Genomic DNA, 13,622 nt, shown 5'->3' with positions numbered 1-13,622 from the left:
CGCCGACGTAATTCTGGTGGCTTATGTCCTCCCCCTACGGCCACTGAATTGTTAGGCTCGTGGTTTCGCCCATCACCTGAGGAACATGCTTCTGGTAGGGCGATGCTTTGTATTCCCAGTACCGACGAGGAGCACCTGTGACCCAGACCAGCGAGTCCGTCACCTGGCTGACCCAGGAGGCGTACAACAAGCTCAAGGTCGAGCTTGAGTACCTTACTGGTCCTGCGCGCACGGAGATCGCCCAGAAGATCGCCGCCGCGCGCGAGGAGGGGGACCTGCGCGAGAACGGTGGGTACCACGCGGCCAAGGAGGAGCAGGGCAAGCAGGAGCTCCGTGTGCGCCAGCTGACCCAGCTCCTCGAGAACGCCAAGGTCGGCGAGGCTCCGGCCTCTACGGACGGTGCGGTGGCGCCCGGCATGGTCGTGACGATCGCCTTCGACGGCGACGAGGACGACACCATGACCTTCCTGCTCGCCTCGCGCGAGTACGCCAGCTCCGACATCGAGACCTACTCGCCGCAGTCCCCGCTGGGCACCGGCGTGATCGGCCACAAGGTCGGCGAGGACGCGGAGTACGAGCTGCCGAACGGCAAGAGGGCCTCCGTGCGCATCCTCAAGGCCGAGCCCTACAACGGCTGAACCGGCGTCCCCACCTGGACGTCCCCTCCCGGACCTCCCGGGTTTTCCCGGCCTTGCGGGTCTTCCGGGTCTTCCCGACGAGCCCCCGGCGCTTCGTGCCGCCGGGGGCTTCGCCGTGCCGGGCGCACCCGCCGCGGGTCGTGCGGCGCCGTGCCGGGCGCACCCGTCCCGAGTGGTACGGCACGCGGGTCGGGCGCGTCCGGCCGGAGCGTCCGCTCAGGCCGTGGCCGAGCGGTACTTGCGCACCGCCAGCGTGCGGAAGATCGCGATGATCACCACCGAGTAGATCAGCGAAGCCCACACGGGGTGGGCCATCGGCCACGCGTCGGACGGCGAGACCCCCGGATCCCCGAAGAGTTTGCGGCACGCCTGGACGGTGGCGCTGAACGGGTTCCACTCGGCGATCGGCCGCAGCCAGGACGCCATCTGCGAGGAGTCCACGAACGCGTTGGAGATGAACGTCACCGGGAAGAGCCAGATCAGTCCGCCCGAGGTGGCCGCCTCGGGCGTGCGGACCGACAGGCCGATGAGGGCGCCGATCCAGGTGAACGCGTAGCCGAGGAGCAGCAGCAGGCCGAAGCCCGCCATGACCTTGCCGAAGTTGGTGGGTGACGCGAAGCCGGGCCGCCAGCCCACCAGTAGCGCGACGACCGCCAGGACGAGCAGCGTCAGCGCGGTCTGCACGAGGTCGGCCAGGGTACGGCCCGTGAGCACCGCGCCGCGCGCCATGGGCAGCGAGCGGAAGCGGTCGATCAGGCCCTTGTGCATGTCGTCGGCGATGCCCGCGCCGGCTCCGGCGGTGGCGAAGGTGACCGTCTGCGCGAAGATGCCCGCCATCAGGAAGTTCTTGTAGACGTCCGGGTCGGTGGAGCCTCCGACGTTCATCGAGCCGCCGAAGACGTACGTGAACAGGACCACGAACATGATGGGCTGGATCAGCCCAAAAATGATCATCTCCGGAATCCGGCTCATGCGGATCAGATTCCTGCGCGCGATGACCAGGGAGTCGTTCACGGCGCTCATCCGACGGTCTCCTTCTCGCTCTGTCCCTTGGTTGTCCCGCTCTCCTCCGCCTTCGCCTCGGCCACGTGTCCGGTCAGGGACAGGAAGACGTCGTCGAGGGTGGGGCGGCGCAGGCCGATGTCGTCGATCTCGATGCCGCGCCCGTCGAGTTCGCGGATGACCTCGGCGAGCAGCTTGGCGCCGCCGGTGACCGGCACGGTGAGTCTGCGGGTGTGCTGCTCGACGGTGGTCTCGCCCTTGCCGAAGCCGGAGAGCACCTCGCGGGCCACGGGGATGTGGTCGCGTTCGTGCACCACGACCTCCACGCGCTCGCCGCCGGTGCGGGCCTTGAGTTCGTCGGAGGTGCCGCGGGCGATGACCCGGCCGTGGTCGACGACCGCGATGTCGTGCGCCAGGTGGTCGGCCTCTTCGAGGTACTGCGTGGTCAGCAGCAGGGTCGTGCCGTCGGAGACCAGTCGCTTGATCACCTCCCACAGCAGTTGGCGGTTGCGCGGGTCGAGGCCGGTCGTCGGTTCGTCCATGAACATCACGGGCGGTGAGACCACCAGCGCCGCGGCCAGGTCGAGGCGGCGGCGCATGCCTCCGGAGTAGGTCTTGGCGGGGCGGTCGGCGGCGTCCGCGAGGTCGAACTGGTCGAGCAGTTCGGCGGCGCGGGCCTTCGCCGGGGCGGCCTTCATCTGGTAGAGCCGGCCGACCATCTGCAGGTTCTCGCGGCCGGTGAGGTATTCGTCGACCGCCGCGAACTGGCCGGACAGGCCGATCGAGCGGCGCACGTCGTCGGGATGCTTGAGCACGTCGAAGCCGGCGACCACGGCACGGCCCCGGTCGGGGCGCAGCAAGGTGGTCAGACAGCGGACCGCGGTGGTCTTGCCCGCGCCGTTCGGCCCGAGCAGGCCCAGGACCGTGCCCTGCGGCACGTCGAGGTCCACGCCGTCCAGAGCCTTTACGTCGCCGAAGGTCTTCACCAGACCTTCGGCGTAGATGGCGCCTGGCATATCAGTCTCCACGTCGTCGGGGATTCTTCGGAAAGCCTAGGTTTGCACTTTCCGCTCCGCCTGACGGCGGAATTATGGGGCGGTGCGAGACACACCATAACGCGATGTATCGCGTCTCACAACGGATTTACTCGAACGAGTGAGCGGAGGGTCCTGGCCTGGTCGGGAGGCGTGTGCACGCGCCTCCCGGACGCCTATCCCGGCCTCTCGCGGCCTCTCGCGGCCTCTCGCGGCCTCAGCCGACGACGGTGTATCCGGCGTCGCGCAACGCCCGGCCGACCTCGGCGCAGTGCGCCGGACCCTTCGTCTCCAGGTGCAGTTCGACCTCCGCCTCCGTCAGCCCGAGCCGGGGGTCGGTTCGCAGATGGCTGACGTCCAGCACGTTAGCGTCGACCACTGACAACGCCCCCAGGAGCGAGGCGAGGGCGCCCGGCCGGTCCGTCAGCCGCACCCGTACGGCCAGGTAGCGGCCCTGCGCGGCCATGCCGTGCCGCAGGACGCGCTCCATCAGCACCGGGTCGACGTTGCCCCCGGAGAGCACCGCCACCACCGGGCCCTCGAAGGCGTCCGGCGCCCCGAGCAGCGCGGCCACCGGGCTCGCCCCGGCCGGCTCGACGACCAGCTTGGCCCGCTCCAGGCACAGCAGCAGCGCCGCGGCCAGCTCGTCCTCCGTGACCGTGCGCACCTCGTCCACCAGTTCACCGACGAGCGAGAACGGCACGTCGCCGGGCCGGCCGACCTTGATGCCGTCGGCCATCGTCGCCGGGTTGCTGATCGACACCGGCCGGCCGGCCGCAAGCGAGGGCGGATACGCGGCGGCCCCGGCCGCCTGCACGCCGACGATCCGCACGTCGGGCCGCAGCGCCTTCACCGCGACCGCGATCCCCGCCGCCAGACCGCCCCCGCCGATCCCGACGACGATCGTGCGCACCTGCGGGCACTGCTCCAGGATCTCCAGCCCGACCGTGCCCTGACCAGCGATGACGTCAGGGTGGTCGAAGGGGTGGATGAACACCGCACCCGTCTCGGCCGCGTACTCCTGCGCCGCGGCCAGCGTCTCGTCGACCACCTGGCCGTGCAGGCGCACCTCCGCGCCGTACTCCCGCGTGGCGCTGATCTTCGGCAGCGGCGCGCCCTTCGGCATGAACACCGTGGAACGCACGCCGAGCAGCGACGACGCCAGCGCCACTCCCTGCGCGTGGTTGCCCGCGCTGGCCGCGACCACCCCGGCCGCCCGCTCCTCCGGCAGCAGCCCGGCGATGCGCACATACGCCCCGCGCAGCTTGAACGACCCCGTCCGCTGGAGGTTCTCGCACTTGAAGTGGACCGGCGCCCCCACCAGCTGGGTCAGATGCCTGCTGCCCTCCATCGCGGTCGTCCGCGCCACACCGGCCAGCATCTTCCGGGCGCCGCGCACGTCGTCGAGCGTGACGGGGCGAAAGGAGTCAGCCATGCCGTAGCTCATGACTCCAGCATCGCAGTTCACAGGCGGGAACGACCGCTGTGACCAACCTCCGAGATCGGTTTGCGCAGCGCCGGTACGACCCGCCTCCCGGCCGCGTACTCTGTCCCCCATTCCAGCAGCCCCTTGATGAAGTGAGCCTCCGGCCATGCCCACAACACCTGAAATGTCGATGGACATGACGACAGTCGGTGACACCGGTCTCCTCGACACGTTGCAGCACGAGGTCGCGGTGTTCGCCCGCCGGGCCGAGCAGACCCGGCTCGGCGGCGTCGGACAGGTGCGCAACTCCATGGACCGCGCCGCATACCTGCTGCTCAACCGCCTCGACAACGAAGGCCCCATGGGCGTCAAGGCACTCGCCGCGAGCATGGGCATCGACTCGTCCACCGTCACCCGGCAGGTGGCGCCGCTCGTCGACACCGGCCTGGTCAAGCGGACCTCCCACCCCGAGGACGGCAGGGCCGTGGTGCTCCAGCTGTCCCCGCGCGGGCAGGCCCGCCTGGAGGAAGTCCGCTCCTCGCGGCGGCAGTTGATGGCCGAACTGACGGACGACTGGGCGCCGGAGGAGCGCGAGACGTTCTGCGCGCTCCTCACCCGCTTCAACACGGCCCTCTCCTCACGGATGTCCGCTCACGGCCTCCCGGGCGCCGACTCCTCGACGCCCGCTTCCTGAACCCGCGGCACGCGCGCGGGGCCGACTTTCCGACGGGGGCGCGCGACTCTTGACCGGCAGCCCGCCCCGGGCCTCATATGAGACCGGGGCAGATGGCCGCCCAGGGGGACGCCGTCAGGCGGGAGGCTCGGTGTGCGTGACAGCCGTACGGTCCAGGAGATCCACCGCGCCAGGGAGTTCGAGGCGTTCGTGGCCGGCGCGGGCGGCCGGCTGCTGCACACCGCCACGCTGCTCACCGCCGAGTCCCCGGCGGACAACCCCCGCGCGCGCCGCCTCCTGACCCTCGCCCTCGCGCGCACGTACGCGTGCTGGGACCGGCTGCGCGGCGAGGACCCGTACGACCGCGCCCGCGAGCAGCTGGCGACGCGCTTCGCCCACTACGCCTGGCACGCGTACGTGCGGCGCCTCTACGACGCCCTGCCTCTCGACCGCGTCCTGCCCCCCGGCGGCCTCCCGGCGCTGCGCCGGGACGTCGTGCCGGAGCCCCGGCGCCGCCGCCCCGCAGCCGCCGGCCCGCTCGCGCTCCTCGCCCCTCAGGAACGCCTCGTACTGGTCCTCAGGCTGTACGAGGGCGTCGCCGAGGAACAGGCGGCGGCCCTGCTGGGCCTGCCCGTCGACCGAGTCCGCACCCTCTGCGACCGGGCCACCACGACCCTGCTGCGCCCGCCCCGCGCGCGGACGACGGTGACGCCCCGGGCGAAGGCGGCCGCCTCGTGAACCGCGCCGAACGGGAGGCCGCCGTCCGCCTGATCATGGAACGGACCCCGCCCCCGCACGTGCCGGCCGACCTCCACCCGGAGGTCGTGCGCCGGGGCGCCCGCATCGTGCGTCGCCGCCGGGCGGCCCGTCGGCTGATGTGGCTGCTGCTGTGCGCGGCGACCGTGGCGTTCGTGGTCTGGGCGATCGTGGCGCAGCCGTGGGTGGAACCCCCGTCGGAGACGACTCCCCCGCTCAGGGACTGGTGAGCCGGGGCCGGGTGACGCGGCCCGGGGCCGGGTCACCGGGCCCAGGGCCGGGTCACCGGGCCCGGGGCCGTGACCGCACCGGGCCGGATGGCGGGGCCGGGGCCTGGCCCCGGCCCCGGCCCCGGCCCTCGAGCACCTGCGCTCTAGCCGAGGGCCTGCTGGAGGTCCTCGAGGAGGTCGTCGACGTTCTCGATGCCCACGGACAGGCGGACGAGGTCGGCGGGAACCTCCAGGGCGGACCCGGCCACGGACGCGTGCGTCATGCGCCCCGGGTGCTCGATCAGGGACTCGACGCCGCCCAGGGACTCGCCCAGGGTGAACACCTTGGCCCGGTTGCAGACCTCGACGGCCGCTTCCTCGCCGCCGGCGACCCGGAAGGACACCATCCCGCCGAAGGCGCGCATCTGCTTGGCCGCGACCTCGTGCCCGGGGTGCTCCGGCAGGCCCGGGTACAGCACGTGCGTCACGCGCGCGTGCCGGGTCAGCATGTCGGCGATCTTGCCGGCGTTCTCGCTGTGGCGGTCCATGCGCACGGACAGCGTCTTGGTGCCGCGCAGCACCAGCCAGGAGTCGAAGGGCCCGGCGACCGCGCCCATCGCGTTCTGGTGGAAGGCGAGCTCCTCGCCCAGTGCCGCGTCGCCGGTGATCAGCGCGCCGCCGACGACGTCCGAGTGGCCGCCCATGTACTTGGTCAGGGAGTGCACGACGACGTCCGCGCCGAGCGCGAGCGGCTGCTGGAGGTACGGCGTGGCGAAGGTGTTGTCGACGACCAGCTTCGCGCCCGCGTCGCGGGCGACCTGGGCGAGGGCGGCGATGTCGGTGATGCCGAGGAGCGGGTTGGAGGGGGTTTCCACCCACACGGCCTTGGTCTTGGGGGTGATCGCGGCGCGCACGGCGGCCGGGTCGCTGGTGTCGGCCACCGACCACTCGACGCCCCACCGGGCGACGACCTTCGCGAAGAGGCGGAAGGTGCCGCCGTAGGCGTCGTTGGGGATGACGACGTGGTCGCCGGGGCTGAGCAGCGTACGCAACAGGCAGTCCTCGGCCGCCAGTCCGGAAGCGAACGCGAGACCTCGGCGGCCGCCCTCCAGGGCCGCGAGGTTCTCCTCCAGGGCGGTCCTGGTCGGGTTGGCGCTGCGGCTGTACTCGTAGCCGCCGCGCAGGCCGCCGACGCCGTCCTGCTTGTAGGTCGAGACCTGGTAGATCGGGGGGACGACCGCGCCGGTGAGAGGATCGGCGGTGTTGCCCGCGTGGATCGCGAGGGTCTCGAAGTGCTGACTGATGTGCCTGTCGCTCATGGGCACCGAGGGTAGTCCGCTCGCGGCCCCGGCGCGGGCCGGCCGCCCGGCGGGCGGAGCGGGGCCCCGGCCGGGGCGGAGTTTTCCACAGGACCGGGGGCGGGTTGGCCAATTGTCGGCGCGGTCTGGTTCGCTTGTGGCATGGAGATTCTGTGGGGCCTGGTGGCGCTGGTCTTGATCGGCTACGTGGTCGTGTCGCTCGTACGGCGTCGGCGCGGTGTCGTCGGGCTGGTCCCGGCCGACCACCCGGACGCGGCGGACCCGGCGACGTACGGTTTCGTGCGGACCGAGGAGCTGGACATCCGCATGCCCGGCCCCGACCAGGACCTGCTCGACGTCCTGGACGTGGTGCAGCACACGCAGGACTACCGGGCGGCGCAGCAGCTGCTGGCCGGCACCGAGACGCGGGGTGAGCCGCGCTGGCAGCGCGTGCAGGCCTTCGCGGGCGCGGCGGCGCTGGAGCTCCAGCAGCGGCCGGGCGGGGTGAGCGAGACCCCGGGCGGGCAGTGGCTGCGGGTGTGGCGCACCGAGGCTCCCAAGGACGCGGGCGGTGCGGCGGTGCACGCGGAGTTCCTGGTGCAGCAGGCCTGGCGGACGTCGTCGCCGGGCACCGACGACTTCCGGATCATCATGGAGGAGGCGCGGGACGCGTGCGGCCAGGCGGCGCTGCTGTCCCCCGACGACCCGGTCCCGTACATCGTCGAGCTGTCGGTGGCCCGCGGTCTGCGGTACTCGCAGGCGGAGTTCGAGCAGCTCTGGCTGAACATCCTGGACCGCGACCCGGCGCACATGGGAGCGCATCTGGCGGCCCTGCACTACTGGTGCGAGAAGTGGCACGGCTCGCGCGAGCTGGCGTACGCCTTCGCGGAGTCGGCGGCGGCACGGGCCCCGCGGGGCTCCCTCCTCGCGGCGATGCCGCTCTTCGCGGTCTTCGAGCACCTCCCCGAGGTGAACCTGGTGCGCAGCTTCTACCAGAGCGAGGTCGTGACCAAGGCGGTGCACGGCGCGCTGTTCGCGGTGCACGCGGCCCGGCCCGACGACCCGATGCTGGCGCACGTCCGCCACCTGCTCCTGTTCTTCCTCGTGCGCTCGGAACGGTGGTCGGAGGCGATGAGCCAGCTCGTCCACGTGGACGGCCATGTCGGCGCGCTTCCCTGGACGCTCTCCCCGGACCCGGCCGGTGAGTTCGCGATGCACCGCGCGATGACGGTCGCCGGCTACGAGGCGAACGGCGGCAGCCCGGCCACGATGCCCCACTGACGCCGGCGCCGCCCGGCGACTGACCGCCGGGCGGCGGACCGACGTGCCGAAGTGCCCACGGTGAGCGGGACCGGATGGCTTGGGTCGACACGACGTGGATCACCAGGCCGCGCTGCCGCCTCGTCCGCTGCTGATGAACGAGAGCGGTCTGGCGGGCGCGTTGCCGGCCGGCCGGTGTGTCCGGCCTCCGGTCAGGGGCGCAGGTGGGCCAGCAGTCCGTCGTCGGCGGGGTACTCCTGTTCCCGCGGGAGGAGCCGGGTCGCCGAGGCCGGGTCACCGTCCCTGACGAGTGCGTGGATCTCGTCGGCGAGCGGGGTCACGTCGCTGATGGACACGATCCACTCGTTCGCGTAACGCGCCGACGCCTCGCCCGAAAGCCCCAGTTGCAGCGAGCGGTACGGCAGAGGACGCAGGTGCAGGTCGCGCTCGGGGTCCCACTGGACGCGGGCCGGTGCGCGCCTGAGGTCTCGCCGCCAGGCGTCGCGATCGGCATGCAGGCCGGGGACGTAACTCGCCAGGCAGGCGTGGCGCAGCGCCCACTCGAAGCCTTCGCGAGTGATCTCGACGGCGAGGACGGTCTCCTGACCCTCCTTCGCGCCCCAGCCGGAGCGGTACATCATCCACAGGAAACTGGGCTTGATCCACGTCATGCGGCCGGGCTTCCACGCGGCCGGAAAGCGGCCGTCGCGAAGGGCGGGCAGCCCTATTCCAGGGGAGTAGGCCTGGTAGACGGTGATCGTGGACGCCGTGCAGAGCGCGCGGATCCTGCGGTGCGGTTCCTCCATGGCGTACAGCGTGGGGTCGGCCCGGCCAGATCGCACCCGAATTTCGACCGGTCGACCAGTCACCGACGCACGCCCCACGTCAGCGGATCGGCGGCACCGATTAGGGAGAGTGGCGACGGTTCCGCCTTCGCCTCCGCTCTGCCGGGTCGGCGCCGCGGCGTGGATCATGGGCCCGTGGACAAGTGGTGGACGAAGGGCACGGCTGCGGGCGGCCGGGTGGGGCATGGGCCGGAACTCACGGGCTATCAGCGCGACATGTGCGAGCGGCTCCTCGCGGCGCCGGTCGTTCCCGCGCCCGGACCGTGGCGGCCCGTCTTCGCGCACACGCACGGCATCGCCGTCGGCGGACTGCTCGGCATCGGTTTCGCGGCGCATCCCGACGACGGCCGGGACCTGGTCATGGTCGTCTCGCACGACGGCCACGGACTCCTCGACGCGGTCACCGGGGAGAAGATCGCCAGGGACCGCGACCCCGGCCCCGAGGACGGCACGCCCGACGCGGTCGCCGATCTGGCCTGCCCCGGACTGGGGCCGGTCGCCGGCAGCCGCGTGCGCATCGCGGGGCTGTTCGGCGGCGGGCTGCACACCACGACCGGGGACGGCTGGACCCTGGAGAGGGTCAGCCCGGCCTGGCCCCACGACCGCGTGCTGCTCTCGGCCGACGGCGGGCTCCCCCACTCCGGGCCGCACGGCGAGCGGTGGTGGCACATCTTCCACTCCACGTATTCCGAGCTCCGGGCCTTCGGCTTCTCGCCGTCCGGGGAGACGATCGTCGTCGCGACGAGCAGTGACGTGTCCCTGTGGACCCGCCGCCCCCGCCCCGCCGACGACCAGGTCCGCGCCGTTCGGGACTGATCCCCGACGGGCATCCGCACTCGGCCGCGCCCGGCCCCGCCCCGCACTCGCGCCCTGCCCCTGCCCCTGCCCCTCGCCCTCGCCGTCGCTCCGGGCAGGGTGTCTCCCGCAGCATGTGTCGGCGGCCCGTGTCCGGCATTTCGAGGTGGTTCGAAATGAGCCATCGTCCCGGCCGGCCCCGCCTACGATCGCTCGCATGCTGATTCGCCGGACATTACAGATGATCGTCGTATTCACTGTGGTCCTCGCCGGGGCCCTGGCGGCCGGGGTGGGCACGGCGCGGGCCGACGGGGGCGGGGCGTCCTCGCACGAGCGGCAGTTGCTGTTCTCCAACCACTCCTACGGCGTCCTGGACCGGGAGACCGCCGACGCCATCGAGCACTCCGACTACCTGAAGGACTTCGCCTCCTTCCAGGTCCGCACCACGAGCGGCGCCGGCGGGCAGACCTGGACCGGCCGCTATCTGATGGGCCGTGAGACCTATCTGGAACTGTTCGGGGTCGGCGACCTCCCCGGACCCGACGGCGTCCTCGGCTCCGCCGGGATGGGCCTGTCGACCGAGCGGGACGGGGACCTGACGACCGTCGCCGAGCGCATGAAGAGCGCCGGGGCCACCCCCGTCGACTTCCTCCAGACCAAGGACTTCGGCGACGGTGTGCCCGTGCCGTGGTTCGACGCCCTCCTCACCAGCACCGAGTACGACGCCTTCCAGGCGTGGGCGATGGAGTACCGGCCGGAGTACTTCGCCGATCCCCGCAGCAACACCGAGCCGGAGAGGTTTCCCGGTGACGTCGGCCGGGCGCGCTACCTCTCCGACGACTACCGCGCTCACCTGATGCGTGACGTGACGTCGGTGCGCATCGCGGTCACCGGGGACGACCTCGCCGACACCCTGCCGCTGCTGCGGGCCGGCGGGTTCGCCGTTCGCGACCTGCCCGGCGGCGGCGCCGTCGCGGAGGGCGGCGGCACCACGATCCGCCTCGACGCCGTCCCGCGCGCTCAGGCGGGCCTGCAACGGGTCGAGATGTCGCTCAACCGGCCCGTGAAGACCCGGCACGTGGAACGGATCGGCCACTCGACGCTGACCGTCGGCCCCGGCGCGCACGCCGTGTGGACCTTCACCGACGCCGGCGACCGGTAGCGAGCCCCCCGCTGCCCCCCGCTGCCCTCGCCGCCTCCTGCGGCCCTTCCGCGGCCCCCGCGGCCCCTCGCCGGGGGCCGTGGCACCGCCGCGCCGGAAGCCGTACGCTGCCGCCCCGCGGGAATCTCGGTTGCCGGGGGCGGCGTCGCGGGGGCTAGATGGCGTCATGGCTGACATTCAGGGGTCGTACGACGATCTTTTCGCCGCGGTGCCCGCCGCGCTGGCCGTGGCGCTGGACGAGGGGGACGCCGGCGGCTCGGTGGCCGTGTTCGTGGACGGCGAGCCGGTGGTCGACGTCTGGGGCGGCTTCGCCGACGCCGGGCGCACGGTTCCCTGGCGGCGCGACACCCTCGTCAACGTCTGGTCCGTCACGAAGACGATGACGGCGCTGTGCGCGCTGGTGCTGGCGGACCGCGGAGAGCTGGACGTGGACGCGCCGGTGGCCCGGTACTGGCCGGAGTTCGCCGCGGCGGGCAAGGAGGGCGTGCTCGTCCGGCACGTGCTCTCGCACACCGCGGGGCTGCCCGACTGGGTCTGGCCGGTGGCGGAGCTGTACGACTGGCCGACGGCCACGGCGCGGCTGGCCGCGCAGGCGCCGCAGTGGGAGCCGGGCAGCGCGGCCGGGTACCACTCGCTCACCCAGGGGTTCCTGGTCGGCGAGGTCGTCCGGCGGATCACGGGCCGGATGCCGGGCGAGTTCTTCGCCGACGAGATCGCGGGCCCGCTGGGCGCGGACTTCCACATGGGGCTGCCGGAGCGCGACGACCCCCGGGTGGCCCCGGCGGTCCCGCCGCCCTCCCGGGACGAGGACTACACCGCGGGCGCGGCCGCCACTTCGGCTCCGGCCTCCGAGGCCGGGGCGCACGCCGACACACCGGCCCCATCCACCTCCCCCGCCTCGTCCGCCGCCCCCGCCCCCACCGCTCTGCGGGTGCGGGACGGCAACAGTGCGGCCTGGCGGCGGGCGCAGATCCCCGCCGCGAGCGGCTTCGGCAACGCCCGCTCGGTCGCCCTGGTCCAGTCGGTGCCCGCCTGCGGCGGCTCGGTGGGCGGGGTGCGGCTGCTGTCCCGCGCCGGGTGCGAGCGCGCCTGGGCGGAGCAGTTCGCCGGCCAGGACCGCCGTCTCGGCATGCCGGTCAGCTGGGGCCTCGGCTACGGCCGCTTCGGCGGCACCTACGGGTGGGGCGGCTGGGGCGGCTCGACGGTCATGATCGAGCCCGAGTCGCGTGTGGCGGTGGCGTACGTGACCAACCAGATGCGTGAACCCGCGGCGGACACCCGGGGCATGGAGATGCTGATGGCCGCCTACGACGGACTGAAGGGACTGCGCGCATGAGCGGCGGAGCGAGCGCCGGGGGCCCCGCGCCCGTGTTCCTGGTCGGCGGCGGCTGGGACGAGTCCGTGGCGGACGTCGTCCACGGGCCGTTCCTCCGGGCGGCGGCGGGGCGTTCGGGCGGCGGTGCGGGGGCCGTTCCACGCGTCCTGTGCGTACTCGTCGACGAGGGCGACGGGGCCGCGGAGTTCGGCCGGTACGACGGCGCGCTGCGCCGGGCGGGGGCGTGCGCGCCCGTGCCGCTGCTGCTGCCGGTCGGGCGGCCGTTCGACGCCGCAGCGCTGCCCGAGGCCGTGGACGGGGTGTTCATGTGCGGCGGGCTGACGCCCGCCTATCAGGAGGCGTTCGCCGGGGGCGCGGGCCGGGCGCTCGCCTCGCTGGGCCTGCCGTACGCCGGGTTCTCGGCCGGGGCCGTGATCGCGGCGCGGGACGCGGTGGTCGGGGGGTGGCTGGTGGACGGGGTCCCCGTGTGCCCGCCGGACGCCGCCGAGGATCTGGAGGAGGTCGAGGCACGGGCCGGGCTGGGGCTGGTGCCGTTCGGGGTGGACGTGCACGCCGCGCAGTGGGGCACGTCGGGCCGGCCGGCCGCCCTCGTGGCCGGCGGGCGGCTCGCGCACGCGGTGGCCGTCGACGAGAACACCCTGGTCGAGGTCGCGGACGGGCGCGCGCGGGTGGCGGGGCTCGGCCGGGCCCACTCCCTGCGCCCGGCTCCGGGCGGCGGGGTCGTCGTACGGTCCTACGGCCACGGGGAGTCCTTCCCCGTCCCCCACTGACCCGCCCACGGCCTCCGGTTCCGCTGACCCGCGCACGACCCCCGGCCCCGCTGACCCGCCCACCGCCCTCCGCCCGAACCGCCCCCGCGCCGCCCACGGCGTCCGGCCAGGCCTCCGGCCCCGGCCTCCGGCCCCGGCGTCCGCCCCAACTGCCGGGCCCGCGCCCGGCGTCAGTCCCAGCCCCGGCCCCGCGCAACGGCGTCCGCCCGTGCCGTCGCCCGCGCCCCAACCGCCGTGGGCGGACGGCGCAGGGCCCCCGGAGGCGTGCTCCGGGAGCCCTGTCGGTTCCCTGGCCGGGACGACCGGCCCGCGCCCCCGCCCACGCGCCTGGACGCGGACGCGGACCCGCCTGCGGCCGTCGGTCTCGTCGCCCCGGCAACGGTGCACCGCCAGGCCTCGGACCGCCGGGCCACAGACC

Annotated in this window: 14 protein-coding genes; 9 read left to right on the top strand and 5 right to left on the bottom strand. The window is 73.4% G+C overall.

What is annotated here, in order from left to right; genetic code table 11:
- Window positions 1–137 precede the first annotated feature (137 nt).
- Window positions 138–638: a transcription elongation factor GreA gene (greA, locus tag OG802_RS22400; RefSeq protein ID WP_329413050.1), complete on the top strand. Its 501-nt coding sequence runs from the start codon at window positions 138–140 to the stop codon at window positions 636–638.
- Window positions 639–854: 216 nt separating this feature from the next.
- On the opposite strand, the gene OG802_RS22395 is transcribed toward greA, so the two are convergent.
- The 3 genes from OG802_RS22395 to ilvA form a co-directional block, all read right to left on the bottom strand.
- Complete coding sequence (locus OG802_RS22395; RefSeq protein ID WP_329413049.1) at window positions 855–1,661, bottom strand: ABC transporter permease; 807 nt, start codon at window positions 1,659–1,661, stop codon at window positions 855–857.
- Window positions 1,658–2,656 carry an ATP-binding cassette domain-containing protein gene (locus OG802_RS22390; protein WP_329413047.1) on the bottom strand — a complete coding sequence of 333 codons (999 nt, stop codon included), beginning with the start codon at window positions 2,654–2,656 and terminating at the stop codon, window positions 1,658–1,660. Before OG802_RS22390 ends, OG802_RS22395 begins: the two co-directional genes overlap by 4 nt.
- 235 nt (window positions 2,657–2,891) lie before the next feature.
- The gene (gene ilvA, locus OG802_RS22385) at window positions 2,892–4,121 is read right to left on the bottom strand and encodes a threonine ammonia-lyase (RefSeq protein ID WP_329413045.1); all 1,230 of its coding nucleotides are present in this window, start codon (window positions 4,119–4,121) and stop codon (window positions 2,892–2,894) included.
- Window positions 4,122–4,284: 163 nt separating this feature from the next.
- Between ilvA and OG802_RS22380 the strand changes: the two genes are divergently transcribed.
- The 3 genes from OG802_RS22380 (at window position 4,285) to OG802_RS22370 (ending at window position 5,759) form a co-directional block, all read left to right on the top strand.
- The gene (locus tag OG802_RS22380; protein WP_329417307.1) at window positions 4,285–4,794 is read left to right on the top strand and encodes a MarR family winged helix-turn-helix transcriptional regulator; all 510 of its coding nucleotides are present in this window, start codon (window positions 4,285–4,287) and stop codon (window positions 4,792–4,794) included.
- A 132-nt stretch (window positions 4,795–4,926) separates the two neighbouring features.
- Window positions 4,927–5,511 carry a sigma factor-like helix-turn-helix DNA-binding protein gene (locus tag OG802_RS22375; protein WP_329413044.1) on the top strand — a complete coding sequence of 195 codons (585 nt, stop codon included), beginning with the start codon at window positions 4,927–4,929 and terminating at the stop codon, window positions 5,509–5,511.
- Complete coding sequence (locus OG802_RS22370; protein WP_329413043.1) at window positions 5,508–5,759, top strand: hypothetical protein; 252 nt, start codon at window positions 5,508–5,510, stop codon at window positions 5,757–5,759. The genes OG802_RS22375 and OG802_RS22370 overlap by 4 nt, the downstream gene beginning before the upstream one ends.
- 143 nt (window positions 5,760–5,902) lie before the next feature.
- Here the strand turns inward: OG802_RS22370 and OG802_RS22365 are convergent, their stop codons facing one another.
- The gene (locus OG802_RS22365) at window positions 5,903–7,057 is read right to left on the bottom strand and encodes a cystathionine gamma-synthase (RefSeq protein ID WP_329413041.1); all 1,155 of its coding nucleotides are present in this window, start codon (window positions 7,055–7,057) and stop codon (window positions 5,903–5,905) included.
- A 141-nt stretch (window positions 7,058–7,198) separates the two neighbouring features.
- On the opposite strand from OG802_RS22365, the gene OG802_RS22360 reads away from it, so the two are divergent.
- Window positions 7,199–8,317 (top strand): hypothetical protein, encoded by a 1,119-nt coding sequence (locus OG802_RS22360; RefSeq protein WP_329413040.1) that lies wholly within the window; start codon window positions 7,199–7,201, stop codon window positions 8,315–8,317.
- Window positions 8,318–8,508: 191 nt separating this feature from the next.
- Here the strand turns inward: OG802_RS22360 and OG802_RS22355 are convergent, their stop codons facing one another.
- The gene (locus tag OG802_RS22355; protein WP_329413038.1) at window positions 8,509–9,102 is read right to left on the bottom strand and encodes a DUF4291 domain-containing protein; all 594 of its coding nucleotides are present in this window, start codon (window positions 9,100–9,102) and stop codon (window positions 8,509–8,511) included.
- Window positions 9,103–9,357: 255 nt separating this feature from the next.
- Here OG802_RS22355 and OG802_RS22350 point away from each other — a divergent pair, with 255 nt between their 5' ends.
- From OG802_RS22350 to OG802_RS22335, 4 genes are all read left to right on the top strand, one after another.
- A complete protein-coding gene (locus OG802_RS22350) occupies window positions 9,358–9,957 on the top strand; it encodes a hypothetical protein (RefSeq protein ID WP_329417305.1) in 600 nt (199 codons plus the stop codon).
- A gap of 220 nt (window positions 9,958–10,177) precedes the next feature.
- The gene (locus tag OG802_RS22345; RefSeq protein ID WP_329413036.1) at window positions 10,178–11,098 is read left to right on the top strand and encodes a DUF5829 family protein; all 921 of its coding nucleotides are present in this window, start codon (window positions 10,178–10,180) and stop codon (window positions 11,096–11,098) included.
- A gap of 166 nt (window positions 11,099–11,264) precedes the next feature.
- Complete coding sequence (locus OG802_RS22340) at window positions 11,265–12,434, top strand: serine hydrolase domain-containing protein (RefSeq protein WP_329413035.1); 1,170 nt, start codon at window positions 11,265–11,267, stop codon at window positions 12,432–12,434.
- Window positions 12,431–13,204, top strand: a complete 774-nt coding sequence (locus tag OG802_RS22335; protein WP_329413034.1) for a hypothetical protein — start codon at window positions 12,431–12,433, stop codon at window positions 13,202–13,204. The genes OG802_RS22340 and OG802_RS22335 overlap by 4 nt, the downstream gene beginning before the upstream one ends.
- Window positions 13,205–13,622 lie beyond the last annotated feature (418 nt).

This window comes from Streptomyces sp. NBC_00704, assembly GCF_036226605.1.
Classification (GTDB): domain Bacteria; phylum Actinomycetota; class Actinomycetes; order Streptomycetales; family Streptomycetaceae; genus Streptomyces.
This window is presented reverse-complemented; position numbering and strand designations above follow the sequence as displayed.

Bases quoted from the DNA above. Each gene is read 5' to 3' on its own strand.
- OG802_RS22395 (WP_329413049.1), bottom strand. From the start codon at position 1,661: ATGAGCGCCGTGAACGACTCCCTGGTCATCGCGCGCAGGAATCTGATC.
- OG802_RS22390 (WP_329413047.1), bottom strand. From the start codon at position 2,656: ATGCCAGGCGCCATCTACGCCGAAGGTCTGGTGAAGACCTTCGGCGAC.
- ilvA (WP_329413045.1), bottom strand. From the start codon at position 4,121: ATGAGCTACGGCATGGCTGACTCCTTTCGCCCCGTCACGCTCGACGAC.
- OG802_RS22380 (WP_329417307.1), top strand. From the start codon at position 4,285: ATGTCGATGGACATGACGACAGTCGGTGACACCGGTCTCCTCGACACG.
- OG802_RS22365 (WP_329413041.1), bottom strand. From the start codon at position 7,057: ATGAGCGACAGGCACATCAGTCAGCACTTCGAGACCCTCGCGATCCAC.
- OG802_RS22360 (WP_329413040.1), top strand. From the start codon at position 7,199: ATGGAGATTCTGTGGGGCCTGGTGGCGCTGGTCTTGATCGGCTACGTG.
- OG802_RS22355 (WP_329413038.1), bottom strand. From the start codon at position 9,102: ATGGAGGAACCGCACCGCAGGATCCGCGCGCTCTGCACGGCGTCCACG.
- OG802_RS22350 (WP_329417305.1), top strand. From the start codon at position 9,358: ATGTGCGAGCGGCTCCTCGCGGCGCCGGTCGTTCCCGCGCCCGGACCG.
- OG802_RS22345 (WP_329413036.1), top strand. From the start codon at position 10,178: ATGATCGTCGTATTCACTGTGGTCCTCGCCGGGGCCCTGGCGGCCGGG.
- OG802_RS22340 (WP_329413035.1), top strand. From the start codon at position 11,265: ATGGCTGACATTCAGGGGTCGTACGACGATCTTTTCGCCGCGGTGCCC.
- OG802_RS22335 (WP_329413034.1), top strand. From the start codon at position 12,431: ATGAGCGGCGGAGCGAGCGCCGGGGGCCCCGCGCCCGTGTTCCTGGTC.